We start from the raw sequence: 16,026 nt of genomic DNA on the forward strand, positions 1-16,026 counted from the left end.
CTGACTCAGTTCAGCGGCCAGATATGGTCGATGATCAGCTGCACTGAGCGGTTACCGCGATACTCATTAATATCCAGCTTATACGCCAGTTCGACCTGACGAATGCTGCTGTCGGGCCAAAGCGTGGTATCGACATTAAAGGCGATACCATCGATCAGCGGCCCACCATTAAGCGGCTCGACCATCACTTTCAGATGACGCTCGCCCACCAGACGCTGTTGCAGCAGCTTAAATTTGCCGTCAAACGCGGGTTCCGGGAACGCCTGGCCCCAGGGACCGGCTTCGCGCAGCATCTCTGCGGTCTGCAGCGAAAACTCCTGCGGCTGTAACGCGCCATCGGACCAGATGATGCCCTGCAGCGATTCGCCATCCAGCCACTCACCGACAAGGTCGGCAAAGCGCTGACGAAACTCCTCGTAACGTGCGGTTTCCAGCGATAAACCGGCCGCCATGGCGTGACCGCCGAACTTCAGCATCAGGCCTGGATTCAGCGTGTCCAGACGCTCGAGTGCGTCGCGCAGATGCAGACCGGCAATCGAACGGCCCGAACCTTTCAGCGTGCCGTCGCCGGCCGGCGCAAAGGCAATGACCGGACGATGGAAACGCTCTTTCAGACGAGAGGCGAGAATGCCCACCACGCCCTGATGCCATTCGGGATGATAAAAGGCCAGTCCCAGCGGCAGATCGCTCTGTTCACGCTCCAGCGCCTGACACAGCGCCAGCGCTTCGCTCTGCATGCCCTGCTCTATCTCTTTGCGCGTCTGGTTCAGCGCATCCAGTTCACTGGCCAGCATGCGCGCCTGGCTGAGATCGTCGGTCATTAACAGCGCTACGCCCACCGACATATCGTCGAGGCGGCCTGCGGCGTTGAGCCGCGGCCCCAGCGCGAAACCGAGATCGCTGGCCGCCAGCTGACGCGCATCGCGATTCGCAATCTCCAGCAGCGCCCGGATGCCTGGCCGACATTTTCCGGCCCGGATACGGCTGAGCCCCTGCCACACCAGAATGCGGTTATTAACGTCGAGCGGCACCACATCGGCTACCGTGCCGAGCGCCACCAGATCCAGCATATCCGCCAGATTCGGTTCAGCGCGGGTAGCGCCAAACCAGCCCTGGGTACGCAGATGGGCGCGCAGTGCCAGCATCAGATAGAACGCGACGCCAACGCCCGCCAGCGCACGTGAGGGAAAGTTGCAGTCCGGCAGATTGGGATTCACGATCGCCTCAGCGGCCGGTAAGGTTTCGCCCGGCAGATGGTGATCGGTAATCAGCACCGGAATACCGTGCTGATGTGCGCATTCCACACCGGCATGAGAGGAGATGCCGTTATCGACCGTCAGGATCATCGCGGCACCGCGCGCGCGCGCCTGCTCAACCACTTCCGGACTGAGGCCATAACCATCTTCAAAGCGGTTAGGCACCAGATACTGCACGTTGCCGCCCCCCATGCTGCGCAGCGCCATCACCGTCAGCGCAGTACTGGTTGCGCCATCGGCATCAAAGTCGCCCACCACCATAATGCGACGCCCATCCAGCAGCGCCTGGTGCAGCAGCGCCACAGCGCTCTCAATCCCGCTTAAGGACTGATACGGCAGCAGGTTTTTCGCACCGCGCTCCAGTTCCGCGGCGTCGCACACGCCGCGTTGCAGATAGAGTCGTTTCAGCAGCGGCGGCAGCGTAGCCGGCAGCGCATCATCAACCGTCACCTCCCGGCGACGCAGTTCCACTTCCTGTTTTAACACCGATTAACCACCACGCTTCTGATTGTCCAGCACCTGCTTCAGCTCCTGCGGCGACTGATAACCCGGGATCATCATGCCGGTGTCGGTCAGCATCGCGGGCGTGCCCTGAATGCCGAACAGCACGCCCAGTTTGTAGTGCTGAGCAATATCGATTTTGCAGCTGTCCGGCGCGGCCATTTTCGGTGCATTGCCTTTCATCGCCTCATCGAACGCTTTATTGCGATCAGCGCTGCACCAGATCGCTTTCATCGCTGGTTCGATCTGACCATTCAGCCCTTCACGCGGAAACGCCAGGTAGCGCACGGTGATGCCCAGCGCATTGTAGTCCGCCATCTGCTCGTGCAGCTTGTGACAGTAGCCGCAGGTGATGTCGGTGAAGACCGTGATCACATGCTGCTCTTTTGGCGCTTTATAGACGATCATTTCCGGCACCAGCGCCTCGACTTTTTTGTCCAGCAGCTGGTTGGTGACGTTGACCGGCTGTTTGCCGCTGACATCATAGAGCGGGCCCTGAATCATATGTTTGCCGTCATCGGTCACATAGAGCACGCCGCTTTCCGACAGCACGGTTTTAAATCCCGGCAGCGGTGACGGGCTGATCTCCGTCTGGTTCAGACCGAGCTTTTTAAGAGATTGCTGAATGGCGCTGTCATCGGCCTGTGCCAGACCGGAAAAGGCGCTGGCTAACAGGGCCAGCATGGCAAAATGCTTGTTCATTTTTATCCTTATGACCGCGAATCAGGCTCGCGGATGGTGTTGTTGATGCAACTGACGCAGGCGCTCAGTGGCAACGTGCGTATAAATTTGGGTGGTAGAGAGATCGCTATGTCCCAGCAGCATCTGTACGACACGCAGATCCGCGCCGTGGTTCAGCAGATGGGTCGCAAAGGCGTGACGCATCACATGCGGCGATAACTTTTCGCTGTCGATCCCCGCCAGCGTGGCGTAATGCTTGATGCGATGCCAGAAGGTCTGGCGCGTCATCTGCTGTGCCCGATTACTGGGAAACATCACGTCCAGCGTCTGACCATTGAGCAGCCATGGGCGACCATGTTCCATATATTGCTCCAGCCAGTAAACCGCTTCTTCACCTAACGGCACCAGCCGCTCTTTATCGCCTTTACCGATAACCCGCACGACGCCCTGGCGCAGGCTGATGTCGCTGAGCGTCAGTCCAGTCAGTTCAGAGACGCGCAGGCCGGTGGCATAGAGCACCTCCAGCATCGCCTTGTCGCGCAGCTCCAGCGGAATGTTGGTATCCGGTGCCTGCAACAGCCGCTCAACCTGGGCTTCACTGAGATCTTTCGGCAGACGCTGCGGCAGTTTTGGCGCGGACAGCAACGCGCTGGGATCGTCCGGGCGCAGCTTTTCGCGATAAAGATACTGGAACAGGCGACGCATCGCGCTGAGCAGCCGCGCTGAGCTGGTCGCCTTGTAGCCGCCCTCCAGCCGTTCGGCCAGGAACTGCTGCAGATCCAGCGGCGTCACGCTGAGCAGCGTCAGCTGGTGATGCGTCAGCCAGCCGGTCAGCGTCTGAAGATCCTGACGATAAGAGGAGAGAGTATTCTGCGCCAGATTGCGTTCAATCCAGAGCGCATCAAGAAACTGTTCTGTCAGTTCACTGTCCTGCACGTTATCTCCGCCGTCTGGTGTAAAATCATGCTCATTATGCCTGATTCAGCGGTGCTTCTGGTACAATTGCGCCAAAGTCAGTATTTACAGAGTGTTATCTGCATGAAAATCGGTCTTTTTTACGGTTCCAGTACCTGTTACACCGAAATCGTAGCGGAAAAAATTCGCGATTTTGTTGGCGAAGAGTTAGTAACGCTGCATAACGTCAAAGATGACGACCCGCGCCTGATGGAACAGTACGACTTGCTGATCATGGGCATACCGACCTGGGATTTCGGTGAGTTGCAGGAGGACTGGGAAGCCATCTGGACGCAACTGCCCGCGCTGAATCTGCAAAACAAGATTGTCGCGCTCTATGGCATGGGCGATCAGATTGGCTATGGCGAGTGGTTTTTAGATGCGCTCGGCATGCTGCACGAGTTGCTCCAGCCGATGGGCGTGCGCTTTGTCGGCTACTGGCCGCTTGAAGGCTATGAATTTACCAGCCCGAAACCGCTGAGTGCCGATGGCGCGCAGTTTGTGGGGCTGGCGCTGGATGATGTGAATCAGTTTGAGGTCACCGATGAGCGTGTTGAGCAGTGGTGTGAACAGGTGTTAACCGAAACCGCCGCACTGCTCTGACCGGTCAGGCGCGCTGGTTTGCTGTTGTTGAACCCATGCGCCAGCAGACGATGATTGCCAGCCCTGTTGCCGTTAATGCCGCGCCTTACTGAAGCAGCTGGCGCGTAACGCCCGCCATTCGTCCGGCTGCATATTGTCCTGCATCAGCCACCAGCGCAGCGCAGCCCCCTGCTCGCTCTTCGCTACCAGCAGTACGCCAATCGGTAACCACCGCAGCGGCTGGGTGGGCCGCCAGCGTTTTCCCTGCCAGATCCAGCAATGAACGCTTTCCCGCTGCAATGTGCCGTGTCGCCGAATCAATCGCCGGTAACAACGCCAGCCTTCAGCCAGCATCAGCAGAATAACCAGCGTTTTAATCAGCCAGCCGCCCACAGGCAGCGTCATCAGGATTACACCAGGAACGGCAGCCACCAGCCAGGCGCACAGACATCCGCACGCCAGGCGAGAGGGTCGCAGCTTACATTGCCACCGGGCCGCGATCATGGTTACGCTGCTGGATCAGATTTACCATCCGCTTAAGCTCCGGATCGGCTGGCTCGCCATGATTCATGAGCCAGTTAAACAGATCGGGATCGTCACTCTTCAGCAGGGCAACAAAGACCTGCTTATCCGTGTCGTTCAGCGTGTCATACTCAAATTTGAAGAACGGCATAATCGCCACATCCAGTTCCAGCATGCCGCGACGGCAGGCCCACTGAATACGTGATTTATCATTAATATCCATGCGTCAATTTCCACAATTCACAACGTGGCCGCTAGTGTAACCTGGTTTACTGCGGCTCGCAGGCGCAGCGTCGCAGGCTGTGCAACCTGCCACATTTAAGATTATCTGTTTTCAGGGTTATCACGCCTTTTGTGCGCCGTTTTCCGTAAACAGGTTGCATTGCCAGTCGGCTCTTTTAACATTGAAGACAATGTTCCGGATGAAGCTTCTTATACAGGATACCTCCATGCCCACTTTTACTTTACCGCCGCGCCAGCCTGCCGCGTCGTCTCGTCTGCCGTTAACCCTGATGTCACTGGATAGCTGGGCGCTGATTTCCATTACCGGTGCCGACAGCACCGCTTACCTGCAAGGTCAGTTAACGCTGGATGTCGCGGCGCTGGATGCAGACCACCATTCGCCCGCCGCACACTGCGATGCTAAAGGCAAAATGTGGAGCAATATGCGCCTGTTCCATCGCGGCGAAGGCTATGCCTATCTGATTCGCCGTGACCTGCGCGACACCCAGTTGACCGAGTTAAAAAAATACGCGGTGTTTTCGAAAGTGACGATGGCGGCTGACGACGAGTCTGTGCTGCTGGGCGTAGCCGGTTTTCAGGCGCGTGCCGCCTTGGCGAATCTGTTTGATACCCTGCCCGACAACGAGAAACCGGTGGTACAGCAGGGAGAAACGACGCTGCTGTGGTTTGCCCATCCCGCCGAACGTTTTCTGATTGTTACCTCGCAGGCACAGGCTGAGACGCTGAAGCAGAAGCTTAATGATGATGCGCAGTTCAATGACAGTCAGCAGTGGCTGGCGCTGGAGATTGAAGCGGGAATTCCGGTGATCGATCCGGCCACCAGCGTGCAATTTATTCCGCAGGCCACCAACCTGCAGGCGCTGGATGCCATCAGCTTTAAAAAGGGCTGCTATGCCGGTCAGGAGATGGTCGCCAGAGCGAAATATCGCGGTGCCAATAAACGCGCGCTTTACTGGCTGGCGGGTCAGGCCAGTCATCTGCCCGAAGCCAACGCCCCGCTGGAGTTGCAGATGGGTGAACGCTGGCGTCGTACCGGCAGCGTGCTGGCTGCGGTGCAGTTAGATGACGGCATCAGCTGGATTCAGGTGGTGCTGAATAACGATCTGGAGCCGGATAGCGTGCTGCGGGTTGAAGGTGACGAGGGCGGGTATCTGACCATTCAGCCACTACCCTACTCGCTGACTGAAGAGTGATGTAACGTCCAGGCCCTTCCTTTAACGGAAGGGCCATGCCGCAATCTACTCAGCGCACATAGAAGTAGATGGCGCAGAAGTGGCAAAGGCTGCCGCCCAGCACGAACAAATGCCAGATGGCATGGTTATAGGGAATGCGGCGCGCCACATAGAAGATCACGCCCAGCGAATAGATAATCCCGCCTGCGGCCAGCAGCCAGATACAGCCCGCTGGCAGGATCATCGCCAGCTGGTAAACCACAATCAGCGACAGCCACCCCATACAGAGATAGGTCACCAGCGACAGCGCTTTAAAACGATGCGCAATCGTAAGCTTAAACACGATACCTGCCAGCGCCAGCCCCCAGATCACCGCCATTAATCCATATGCCAGCGGCGTCCTCAGCCCGACCAGCAGAAACGGCGTATAGGTGCCCGCAATCAGCAGATAGATGGCGCAGTGATCCAGCTTTTTCAGCCAGGGTCTGGCCGGTCCATCCGGAACCGCATGATAGAGCGTCGAGGCCAGAAACAGCAGGATCATGCTACCGCCATAGAGGCTGTAACTGATAAAAGTGAGGGTGTCCGCCTGCCGCGCAGTGGCCTGACTGATCATCAGTATCAGCCCGACGATACCGAACAGGCAGCCAAGGCCGTGACTGATACTGTTGGCAATTTCTTCAGCAACTGAATAACCCGCAGCGGGCCGGTGTTTTTGAGAGAGTGTAGTGGTCATATCCGGTTCCTGAACAGCGCCATAGCAGTCATAACTGTTACCCAGCGTAGCCAATAATTTTTTCAGTGTACACGTGTACGCTAAAATTATTTAGCTGAAATTCACTCTCCGTTAAACCCGGTGCTGAATCTGGTAAACTGACCGCCGGTCAACTGTTCAATGAGCCATCCATGTTTTCGCATCGCGATCTTGCCCGCCTTAACGATCTGGAAATGCAGGTCTATCAGTTCATCATTAAGCATCGCGAAGGCGTCAGCTACATGACGATCCGCGAGCTGGCTGCGCAGGCTGGTGTCTCCACCACCACCGTGCTGCGTTTCTGCCGCAAGATGGACTGCGAAGGCTGGTCGGAATTCCGCATCCGCCTGCGCTTAAGCGAAAAACAGAGCGCGCCATTGCTCAACACGGCGGGCGTCAGCGAGATGCTGAGCTTTTTTAAAAGTATTAATAACCCGGAATTTGAACAGCTCATCGCCCAGGCCGCGCAGAAAATTAATCAGGCTGAGCGGGTCTTCTTTATTGGTGTCGGCACCTCCGGCAGCCTGGCAAAATATGGCGCGCGCTTTTTTTCCAATCTCGGTAAATTCAGTCATGCGATTGACGATCCCTATTACCCGGTCGCTCCCGATCTCTATGAAAATGCCATTGCCATTATTTTATCCGTCTCTGGTGAAACCGAAGAGATCCTGCGTATTGCCAGCCAGTTCAGTCTGAATAAGTGCAGAATCATTGCGATAACCAATACGGAAAGCTGCTCGCTGGCGAAGATTGGTGATTTCAACCTCTGCTACCATGTGCCGATTATCCGCATGGCGGACAACACCGATATTACGACGCAGGTGCCAGTGACCTATATTATTGAAGCGATCGGCCGCCAGCTAGGCAAATAAAACAGCCTGTTTTTCAGGTGTAACAAACGCAATGACTGGCGCGCTGTTATATCGTGACTTTCATTATTGCCTTGCTACACTCAGCCCAATTTCAATATCCGCAATGGGGTGGAGCATGAGTGCAGAATTGCAGTTACCAAAAGGCTTTCTGTGGGGCGGCGCGGTGGCGGCGCATCAGGTTGAAGGCGGCTGGGATCAGGGCGGCAAAGGCGTCAGCATTGCTGACGTGCTGACCGGCGGTTCGCATGGCGTTGACCGGGTGATCACCGACGGCGTGCAGCCTGGCCATTTTTATCCGAACCACAAGGGCGTGGAGTTTTACTCCCACTACAAAGAGGATGTCGCGCTGTTTGCCGAGATGGGCTTCAAATGCTTCCGCACCTCCATTGCCTGGACCCGCATTTTCCCCAACGGGGATGAGCAGCAGCCCAACGAAGCGGGTCTGCAATTCTATGACGATCTGTTTGATGAACTGCTGAAGTATGGCATTGAACCGGTTATCACCCTTTCGCACTTCGAAATGCCTTATCACCTGGTCAAAGAGTATGGCGGCTGGCATAACCGTAAAGTGGTCGACTTCTTTGTGCGCTTCAGCGAAGTGGTGCTGAATCGCTATAAGAACAAAGTGAAATACTGGATGACCTTTAACGAGATCAACAATCAGCGTAACTGGCAGTACCCGCTGTTTGGTTACTGCTGTTCAGGCGTGATCTTCACCGAACACGAGAAGCCTGAAGAGGCAATGTATCAGGTGATGCACCACCAGTTTGTTGCCAGCGCCAGAGTGGTCAAACTCGGTCACGCTATCAATCCTGACTTTCAGATTGGCTGCATGATCGCCATGGTCCCGGTCTACCCGTTTTCCTGCCATCCGGACGATGTGGTGCTGGCCCAGGAGTCGATGCATCAGCGCTATGTGTTCAGTGACGTGCAGATGCGCGGCTACTATCCGGCGTACACCCTGAAAGAGTGGGCGCGCAAAGGGTATAACATCCAGATGGAAGCGGACGATGCCGAGACGCTGCGCCAGGGTTGCGCCGACTATGTCGGCTTCAGCTACTACATGAGTAACGCCGTGAAGACCGATGCCAGCGGCGTTGACGACCCGATTACCGGCTTTGAAGGCGTGGTGAAAAACCCGCATGTGAAAGCGTCAGACTGGGGCTGGCAGATCGACCCGGTGGGCCTGCGCTATGCCATGAACGAGATGTACGAGCGTTATCAGAAGCCGCTGTTTATTGTGGAAAACGGCTTTGGTGCTATTGATAAGCCCAATGCCGACGGGCTGATTGAAGATGATTACCGTATCGACTATCTGCGTGCGCACATCGAAGAGATGAAGAAAGCCGTGACCTATGATGGCGTCGAATTAATGGGCTATACGCCGTGGGGCTGCCTGGATTGCGTTTCGTTTACCACCGGCCAGTACGACAAGCGTTACGGCTTTATTCATGTGAATAAAAACGATGATGGCAGCGGCGACTTTTCTCGTGCGAAGAAGAAGAGCTTTAGCTGGTATCAGCAGGTTATCGCCAGCAACGGCGAAAACCTCTGATTCATTACTGAAACCCGTTAACGCCCACCGGCAGCGTCAATGATGCTGCCGGTGACGTAAGAGGCCGCGTCGCTGGCCAGCCAGACGATCGCTTCCGCCACCTCTTCTGCCTCACCGCCACGTCCCATCGGGATAATGCTGGCAAGCCGGTCCACCCTGCCTGGCTCGCCGCCATCGGCATGCATCTCTGTATAGATGAATCCCGGACGGACGCCGTTAACCCGAATCCCCTGCTGCGCCACTTCCAGCGACAATCCTTTCGTCAGCGTATCCATCGCCCCTTTTGAGGCGGCGTAATCGACATATTCACCAGGCGCACCGGTACGTGACGCGGCCGACGAGACGTTTACGATCGCGCCGCCCTGACCGCCGTGATGGGTGCCCATCCGCTTCACCGCCTCACGACAACAGAGAAAGGTCCCGATGACGTTGGTGGCAAAGACCTTATGCAGGCGCGCCGCATCCAGCTGCTCTGTACGGCACTGCTGAAACAGAATCCCGGCGTTGTTCACCAGCAACGCCAGCGGCACAGACTGCTGGTCGAGCTGCGCAAACATTGCCATCACCTGGGCTTCATCACTGATATCCGCCTGAACCGCAAAGGCTTCACCGCCCTGCTGCTGGATCTGTGCCACCAGCTGTTGCGCTTCTGCCTCGCGCTGACGGTAGTTCACCGCAACCCGATAACCCCGCGCGGCCAGTAACAGCGAGGTGGCCCGTCCGATACCGCGGCTGCCACCCGTAACCAGTGCCAGTTTCATGCTGATTCTCCAGAAAAAAGGGCCGACGAAGCGGCCCCTGATGGTTAATGCTTGTCTGTGCGAAGATTACTGATAGTCGCTCATCGGCACGCAGGAGCAGAACAGATTACGGTCGCCAAATACATCATCCAGACGTTTCACCGTCGGCCAGTATTTGTTGTGGCTGCCCGCCGGGAAGACGGCAAGTTCGCGGCTGTAAGGATGTGACCACTCACTGACGATCTCCAGCTGGGTATGCGGCGCATTCACCAGTGGATTGTCGTCCAGCGGCCATTCACCTGCCGTAACCCGGTCAATTTCCATGCGGATCGCCAGCATCGCGTCGATAAAGCGATCCAGTTCGATTTTGCTCTCTGACTCGGTCGGCTCCACCATCAGCGTGCCTGCCACAGGGAAAGACATGGTCGGTGCGTGGAATCCGTAATCAATGAGGCGCTTAGCGATATCCAACTCACTGATTCCGGTCTGCTCTTTCAGCGGGCGGATATCGAGAATACACTCATGTGCTACGCGTCCGTCACGGCCGGTGTAAAGCACCGGATAGGCGGACTGCAGGCGGCTGGCAATATAGTTGGCATTCAGAATGGCGACTGAACTGGCCTGCTTCAGCCCTTCCGCGCCCATCATGCGAATGTACATCCAGCTGATCGGCAGAATCGAGGCGCTGCCAAACGGCGCTGCGGAGACCGCGCCCTGCTGCGTCAGCACACCGTCGATCTGCACCACGCTGTGCCCCGGAACAAACGGCGCCAGGTGCGCTTTCACGCCAATCGGTCCCATACCCGGACCGCCGCCGCCGTGCGGAATGCAGAAGGTTTTATGCAGATTGAGGTGCGAGACATCGGCGCCGATGTAGCCCGGCGTGGTAATGCCGACCTGCGCATTCATATTCGCGCCATCCAGATAAACCTGGCCGCCGTACTGATGCACAATCTGGCACACCTCACGGATGGTCTCTTCGTAAACGCCGTGGGTGGACGGATACGTCACCATGATGCAGGAGAGCTTATCGCCCGCCTGCGCCGCTTTTTCGCGCAGGTCGCCGAGGTCGATGTTGCCCTGTTTATCGCAGGCCACCACCACCACGTCCATGCCCGCCATCTGGGCGGATGCCGGGTTCGTACCGTGCGCCGAGCTCGGTATCAGGCAGAGATGACGATCGCCCTCGCCGCGGCTTTCGTGATAGCGGCGGATCGCCAGCAGCCCGGCATATTCACCCTGCGCGCCGGAGTTCGGCTGCATACAGAGTGCGTCATAGCCGGTGAGCTGCACCAGCCACTGTGAAAGCTGGCCGATCATCTGCAGATAGCCGGTAGCCTGTTCAGCCGGGCAGAACGGATGTAATTCTGCAAATTCCGGCCAGGTGATCGGGATCATTTCGGCAGCAGCGTTGAGCTTCATGGTGCAGGAACCGAGCGGGATCATCGCCTGATTCAGCGCCAGATCCTTTTTCTCCAGGCTGTGCATGTAACGCATCATCTCGGTTTCGCTGTGATGACGGTTGAACACCGGATGGGTCAGGATTTCGCTGTGGCGTTGCAGGCCAGCCGGAATCGCGTGGCTTTCACTGGCAACTTCGCTGTCGAGCTTTTCCAGATCCTGGCCGTGCTCATCACCCAGCAGAATAGCGAACAGCGCCAGAATATCGTCGCGGCAGGTGGTTTCATCCAGCGTGATGCCAACGGCGTTATGGATGTCGCTGCGGAGGTTAACGCCAAAGCTCAGGGCGCGGTTCAGCACGGCGGCTTTATCCGCCACTTCCACCGTCAGCGTATCGAACCAGTGCTGATGGCGCAGCTTCAGGCCACCCTGTTGCAGTCCGGCTGCCAGAATATTCGTGAAGCGGTGAATGCGTGAGGCAATGCGTTTCAGACCGGCCGGCCCGTGGAACACCGCGTAGAGACCGGCGATGTTGGCCAGCAGCACCTGAGAAGTACAGATGTTGGAATTGGCCTTTTCACGGCGGATATGTTGTTCGCGGGTCTGCATCGCCATACGCAGCGCCGTATTGCCTGCGGCATCACGTGACACACCGATGATGCGGCCTGGCATGGAGCGTTTATGCTCATCGCGGCTGGCGAAGAAGGCGGCATGCGGGCCGCCGTAACCCATTGGCACGCCGAAGCGCTGAGCGGAACCAAAGACGATGTCTGCGCCCTGCTTACCTGGCGCTTCCAGTAACACCAGCGACATAAAGTCCGCCGCCATGCTGACTACGACTTTGCGTGCTTTCAGCCCGGCAATCAGCGCGCTGTAATCGTGCGCTTCACCCGTTGTGCCCACCTGTTGCAGCAGCACGCCAAACAGGTCGTCGTGATCGGATGCCTTGTCGGCGCTGTCGATGATCAGTTCGAAGCCGAACGTCTCCGCACGGGTACGGACCACATCCAGCGTCTGCGGATGAATATCGTCGGCAATGAAGAATTTATTGGCGTTTTTGAGCTTACTGACGCGTTTTGCCATTGCCATCGCTTCGGCGGCGGCAGTGGCTTCATCCAGCAGCGAGGCGGACGCGATATCCATGCCGGTGAGATCCAGCGTCAGCTGCTGAAAGTTCAGCAGCGCTTCCAGACGGCCTTGTGAAACTTCAGGCTGATACGGCGTATAGGCGGTGTACCAGCCCGGATTCTCCAGCATGTTACGCAGGATGACCGGCGGGGTGATGACCGCGCTGTATCCCATACCTATCCAGGATTTGTACCGCAGATTCTGGCTGGCAATGGCTTTCAGTTCGGCCAGCGCCTGCTGTTCCGTAGCGGCTTCGCCCACCGCGGGCGGGCCAGGCAGCTGAATGTCTGCCGGCACAATCGTGCTGATTAACGCGTCCAGCGAACGGGCACCAATCGCGTCAAGCATCTGCGCCTGCTGCTCAGGTGAAGGACCAATATGGCGCTCAATGAATGCACCGTTGTGTTCAAGCTGGCTGAGAGTCTGAGTCATTAGCAGTAAATCCTGAATCGGGCTGGGGGAACCGGAGAGCAAACAGAAATCTGCGGCCTCTGCACGAGGCCGCCTGACGACTACTCGTCGATGGAGGCTTTGTAAGCATCCGCATCCAGCAACGTGTCGATTTCAGACGCGTCGCTGGCTTTGATTTTGAATAACCAGCCGCCGTCATAAGGCTCGCTGTTGACCTGCTCCGGCGAGTCGGTCAGCGCTTCGTTGACCGCCACAATCTCACCGCTGATCGGCGCATAGATGTCTGAGGCTGCTTTAACGGATTCAGCCACCGCGCACTCTTCACCGGCAGCAAACGTCGCGCCCACTTCAGGCAGATCAACAAACACCATGTCGCCCAGTAACTCCTGCGCATGTTCCGTAATCCCCACCGTGTAGCTGCCATCAGCTTCTTTGCGCACCCATTCGTGGCTGTCGCGGTACTTCAACGTATTCGGCACATTGCTCATTGGCCATTTCTCCTGAATAAAATTTACTGGGCGACCGGTTTACCGGCGCGGACAAAAACGGGACGGGTAACCTGAACCGGCATCTGGCGGTTACGGATCTCAACGATGGCAGTGCTGCCGATAGAGGCTGGAACACGCGCCAGGGCGATGCTGTAACCCAGCGTCGGTGAGAAAGAACCACTGGTGATGATGCCTTCCTGCAACTGCCCCTGGTCATCGGTGAAACGCACCGGCTGGCCGTTACGCAGCACCCCTTTTTCTGTGAGGATCAGCCCCACCAGTTTTTCGGTGCCACGTTCACGCTGCAGTTCCAGCGCTTCCCGGCCGATGAAATCGCGATCGGCGGGTTCCCAGCAGACGGTCCAGCCCATGTTGGCGGCCAGCGGTGACACGCCTTCATCCATCTCCTGACCATAAAGATTCATACCCGCCTCCAGACGCAGCGTATCGCGTGCGCCAAGGCCAGCCGGTTTTACACCAGCGGCCAGCAGACGCTGCCAGAAATTGGCCGCTTCTTCTGCGGGCATCGCAATTTCATAGCCCGCTTCGCCGGTGTAGCCGGTCGTAGCGATAAACAGGTCACCTGACTGCACACCGAAAAACGGCTTCATGCCAGCGACAGCCAGACGCTGTTCTTCGCTGAACAGGGTCTGCGCTTTCTGCTGCGCCTGCGGCCCTTGCACGGCAATCAGCGCCAGGTCATCACGTTCGGTGAGCGTAATGCCATAGCCCTCTGCGTGTTGGGTAATCCAGGCGAGGTCCTTCTCACGGGTCGCGGAGTTCACCACCAGCCTGAAGAACGTTTCGCTCATAAAGTAAACAATTAAATCATCAATGACGCCACCTGAAGCATTCAGCATGCCGGTGTAGAGCGCTTTACCCGGCTGCGTCAGTTTTGCCACATCATTTGCCAGCAGGTAGCGCAGGAATTCGCGGGTACGCGGACCTGTCAGGTCAACAATGGTCATGTGAGAGACATCAAACATACCGGCGTCGCTGCGCACCACATGATGTTCATCCATCTGGGAGCCATAGTGCAGCGGCATCATCCAGCCATGAAAATCTACCATGCGGGCACCGCAGGCCTGATGCTGTTCAAACAGAGGTGTTTGCTGAGTCATAACCATCCTGTGCAGAAGCGGTTGAGTGCAAAAGTGCGCCGGAATTAAGGGCCGGACGCAAACGTTCTCTTACGGCTGACGTTACCACCGAATCTGACGATTAACCATAAGCAAACCGGGGTCGAAAGCAGATGCACAGCCTAACCAGGAACAACTGACCACAGGATAAAAAACTGCAATTTTGTGATTAATCGCGCAATAAATGCAGGGCTTTTAAATATACGCAGCAAATTTATGCGGGATGGCATTCAGGATGTTAAAAAAATTCCGCACCCTGCCAGGAGATGAATGAGAAAAAGTAATGCGAATTCGGCCGCAAAATTAGAATAAATCAAACGAAGATCCCTGATGGTGCAGCGTTGCCTTTTGGTGGTGCAGAGGGGTTAAGGGATAAAAAAAGCCAGCAGATGCTGGCTTATCAGAAGGTGTGGATTTAGCGTAGCCAGGCGGGCAAATCATTCAGGCCCATCGCCTGCTTCAGCATCATGGGTTTTACCCCAGGCAGGCGATCGGCCAGTTTCAGACCGACATCGCGCAGCAGTTTTTTTGCCGGATTATTACCGGCGAACATTTCACGGAAGCCCTGCATTCCCGCCAGCATCATGGCAGCACTGTGCTTACGGCTGCGCTCGTAGCGACGCAGATAAAGGTGCTGACCAATATCTTTACCCTGCTGATGCAGACGGCGAATTTCACCAATCAATTCGGCGGCATCCATAAAGCCAAGGTTAACGCCCTGACCCGCCAGTGGATGAATGGTGTGGGCCGCATCGCCCACCAGCGCCAGACGGTGTGCCGCAAAGTTGCGGGCATAGCGCGCCACCAGCGGGAACGACTTACGCTCGCTCTCGAGCTGGCACAGGCCAAGGCGCATATCAAACGCCACCGAGAGCTGCTGATTGAACAGCGCGTCTGGCATGGTTTCCAGACGACTCGCTTCCTGCGGCGAGAGCGACCAGACGATGGAGCTCAGATGGGGATCCTGCATCGGCAGGAAAGCCAGAATGCCGTCGCCGTGGAACACCTGGCGCGCTACCGCATCGTGAGGCTTCTCAGTGCGGACGTTAGCCACTAACGCATGGTGATCGTAATCCCAGAAGGTCAGCGGAATGTCGGCTTTGTTGCGCAGCCAGGAGTTAGCCCCGTCAGCGGCAATCATTAATCGCGCGCTTAACATGCTGCCATCCTGCAGAGTAATAAAGGCTTCGTTGTCGCCAAATGCCACCTGCTGTAACTGCGAGGGTGCCATCAGCGTTACGTCACTGCAGGCGCTGGCGCGTTGCCAGAGCGCGTTATGAATCACCGGATTTTCGATGATATGGCCCAGATGCGACAGGCCCTGCTGCTCATCATCAAAGGCGATGGTGCCGAAACTGTCCTTATCCCACACTTCCATGCCGTGATATGCGCGGCAGCGCAGCGAGAGAATGGTCGACCAGACATCCAGCTTCTGCAGCAGCCGTTCGCTGGCAGCATTGATTGCCGACACGCGAATGGACGGAGACGCACTCAGCGCCAGCGGTGGCTCCGGCGATTTTTCCAGCACGGCGATGCGCAGCCCGCTGCCCTGCAAGCCGCAGGCCACCGCCAGCCCCACCATACCGCCACCGGCAATCACCACATCAAAAGTTTGCATCTGAGCCTC

General features: G+C 57.0%; 15 protein-coding genes. 4 read left to right on the forward strand and 11 right to left on the reverse strand.

The genetic code is table 11. The features are described from left to right. Positions 1–5: 5 nt before the first annotated feature. The 3 genes from recJ to xerD are packed head-to-tail and all read right to left on the reverse strand — an operon-like array spanning position 6 to position 3,374. The gene (gene recJ / locus AC6I8E_RS14985; protein ID WP_147790018.1) at positions 6–1,742 is read right to left on the reverse strand and encodes a single-stranded-DNA-specific exonuclease RecJ; all 1,737 of its coding nucleotides are present in this window, start codon (positions 1,740–1,742) and stop codon (positions 6–8) included. A 3-nt stretch (positions 1,743–1,745) separates the two neighbouring features. Next, positions 1,746–2,459, reverse strand: a complete 714-nt coding sequence (gene dsbC / locus AC6I8E_RS14990) for a bifunctional protein-disulfide isomerase/oxidoreductase DsbC (protein ID WP_013358933.1) — start codon at positions 2,457–2,459, stop codon at positions 1,746–1,748. A gap of 21 nt (positions 2,460–2,480) precedes the next feature. Then, positions 2,481–3,374, reverse strand: a complete 894-nt coding sequence (gene xerD / locus AC6I8E_RS14995; protein ID WP_013358934.1) for a site-specific tyrosine recombinase XerD — start codon at positions 3,372–3,374, stop codon at positions 2,481–2,483. A 102-nt stretch (positions 3,375–3,476) separates the two neighbouring features. On the opposite strand from xerD, the gene fldB reads away from it, so the two are divergent. Then, positions 3,477–3,995, forward strand: coding sequence for a flavodoxin FldB (fldB, locus tag AC6I8E_RS15000; RefSeq protein ID WP_201253051.1), 519 nt, complete (start codon positions 3,477–3,479; stop codon positions 3,993–3,995). 72 nt (positions 3,996–4,067) lie between these two features. Here the strand turns inward: fldB and AC6I8E_RS15005 are convergent, their stop codons facing one another. Next, the gene (locus AC6I8E_RS15005; protein ID WP_497824185.1) at positions 4,068–4,478 is read right to left on the reverse strand and encodes a protein YgfX; all 411 of its coding nucleotides are present in this window, start codon (positions 4,476–4,478) and stop codon (positions 4,068–4,070) included. Beyond that, positions 4,453–4,719, reverse strand: a complete 267-nt coding sequence (gene sdhE / locus AC6I8E_RS15010) for an FAD assembly factor SdhE (protein ID WP_497824186.1) — start codon at positions 4,717–4,719, stop codon at positions 4,453–4,455. Before sdhE ends, AC6I8E_RS15005 begins: the two co-directional genes overlap by 26 nt. A gap of 226 nt (positions 4,720–4,945) precedes the next feature. Here sdhE and ygfZ point away from each other — a divergent pair, with 226 nt between their 5' ends. Further along, positions 4,946–5,932 carry a tRNA-modifying protein YgfZ gene (ygfZ, locus tag AC6I8E_RS15015; RefSeq protein ID WP_497824187.1) on the forward strand — a complete coding sequence of 329 codons (987 nt, stop codon included), beginning with the start codon at positions 4,946–4,948 and terminating at the stop codon, positions 5,930–5,932. 49 nt (positions 5,933–5,981) lie between these two features. Here ygfZ and trhA read toward each other — a convergent pair whose 3' ends face one another. Continuing rightward, positions 5,982–6,647, reverse strand: a complete 666-nt coding sequence (gene trhA / locus AC6I8E_RS15020) for a PAQR family membrane homeostasis protein TrhA (protein ID WP_313678110.1) — start codon at positions 6,645–6,647, stop codon at positions 5,982–5,984. Positions 6,648–6,817: 170 nt separating this feature from the next. Here trhA and AC6I8E_RS15025 point away from each other — a divergent pair, with 170 nt between their 5' ends. Then, complete coding sequence (locus AC6I8E_RS15025) at positions 6,818–7,537, forward strand: MurR/RpiR family transcriptional regulator (RefSeq protein WP_013358940.1); 720 nt, start codon at positions 6,818–6,820, stop codon at positions 7,535–7,537. 115 nt (positions 7,538–7,652) lie between these two features. Continuing rightward, complete coding sequence (locus tag AC6I8E_RS15030) at positions 7,653–9,092, forward strand: 6-phospho-beta-glucosidase (protein WP_497824188.1); 1,440 nt, start codon at positions 7,653–7,655, stop codon at positions 9,090–9,092. A 17-nt stretch (positions 9,093–9,109) separates the two neighbouring features. Here AC6I8E_RS15030 and AC6I8E_RS15035 read toward each other — a convergent pair whose 3' ends face one another. The 5 genes from AC6I8E_RS15035 to ubiI all read right to left on the reverse strand — a co-directional run bounded on the left by AC6I8E_RS15035 (position 9,110) and on the right by ubiI (position 16,017). Then, entirely contained in the window at positions 9,110–9,853 is a 744-nt protein-coding gene (locus tag AC6I8E_RS15035) for an SDR family oxidoreductase (protein ID WP_033784003.1), read from the reverse strand. 66 nt (positions 9,854–9,919) lie between these two features. Next, positions 9,920–12,793, reverse strand: a complete 2,874-nt coding sequence (gcvP, locus tag AC6I8E_RS15040) for an aminomethyl-transferring glycine dehydrogenase (protein ID WP_418162752.1) — start codon at positions 12,791–12,793, stop codon at positions 9,920–9,922. Between the two features lie 80 nt (positions 12,794–12,873). Beyond that, positions 12,874–13,260 (reverse strand): glycine cleavage system protein GcvH, encoded by a 387-nt coding sequence (gcvH, locus tag AC6I8E_RS15045; RefSeq protein ID WP_033733675.1) that lies wholly within the window; start codon positions 13,258–13,260, stop codon positions 12,874–12,876. 23 nt (positions 13,261–13,283) lie between these two features. Next, positions 13,284–14,381, reverse strand: a complete 1,098-nt coding sequence (gene gcvT / locus AC6I8E_RS15050; RefSeq protein WP_033784006.1) for a glycine cleavage system aminomethyltransferase GcvT — start codon at positions 14,379–14,381, stop codon at positions 13,284–13,286. Between the two features lie 433 nt (positions 14,382–14,814). Further along, entirely contained in the window at positions 14,815–16,017 is a 1,203-nt protein-coding gene (ubiI, locus tag AC6I8E_RS15055; protein WP_418162750.1) for an FAD-dependent 2-octaprenylphenol hydroxylase, read from the reverse strand. Positions 16,018–16,026 lie beyond the last annotated feature (9 nt).

Source organism: Pantoea sp. X-Soil-YNGN-785 (genome assembly GCF_059730585.1).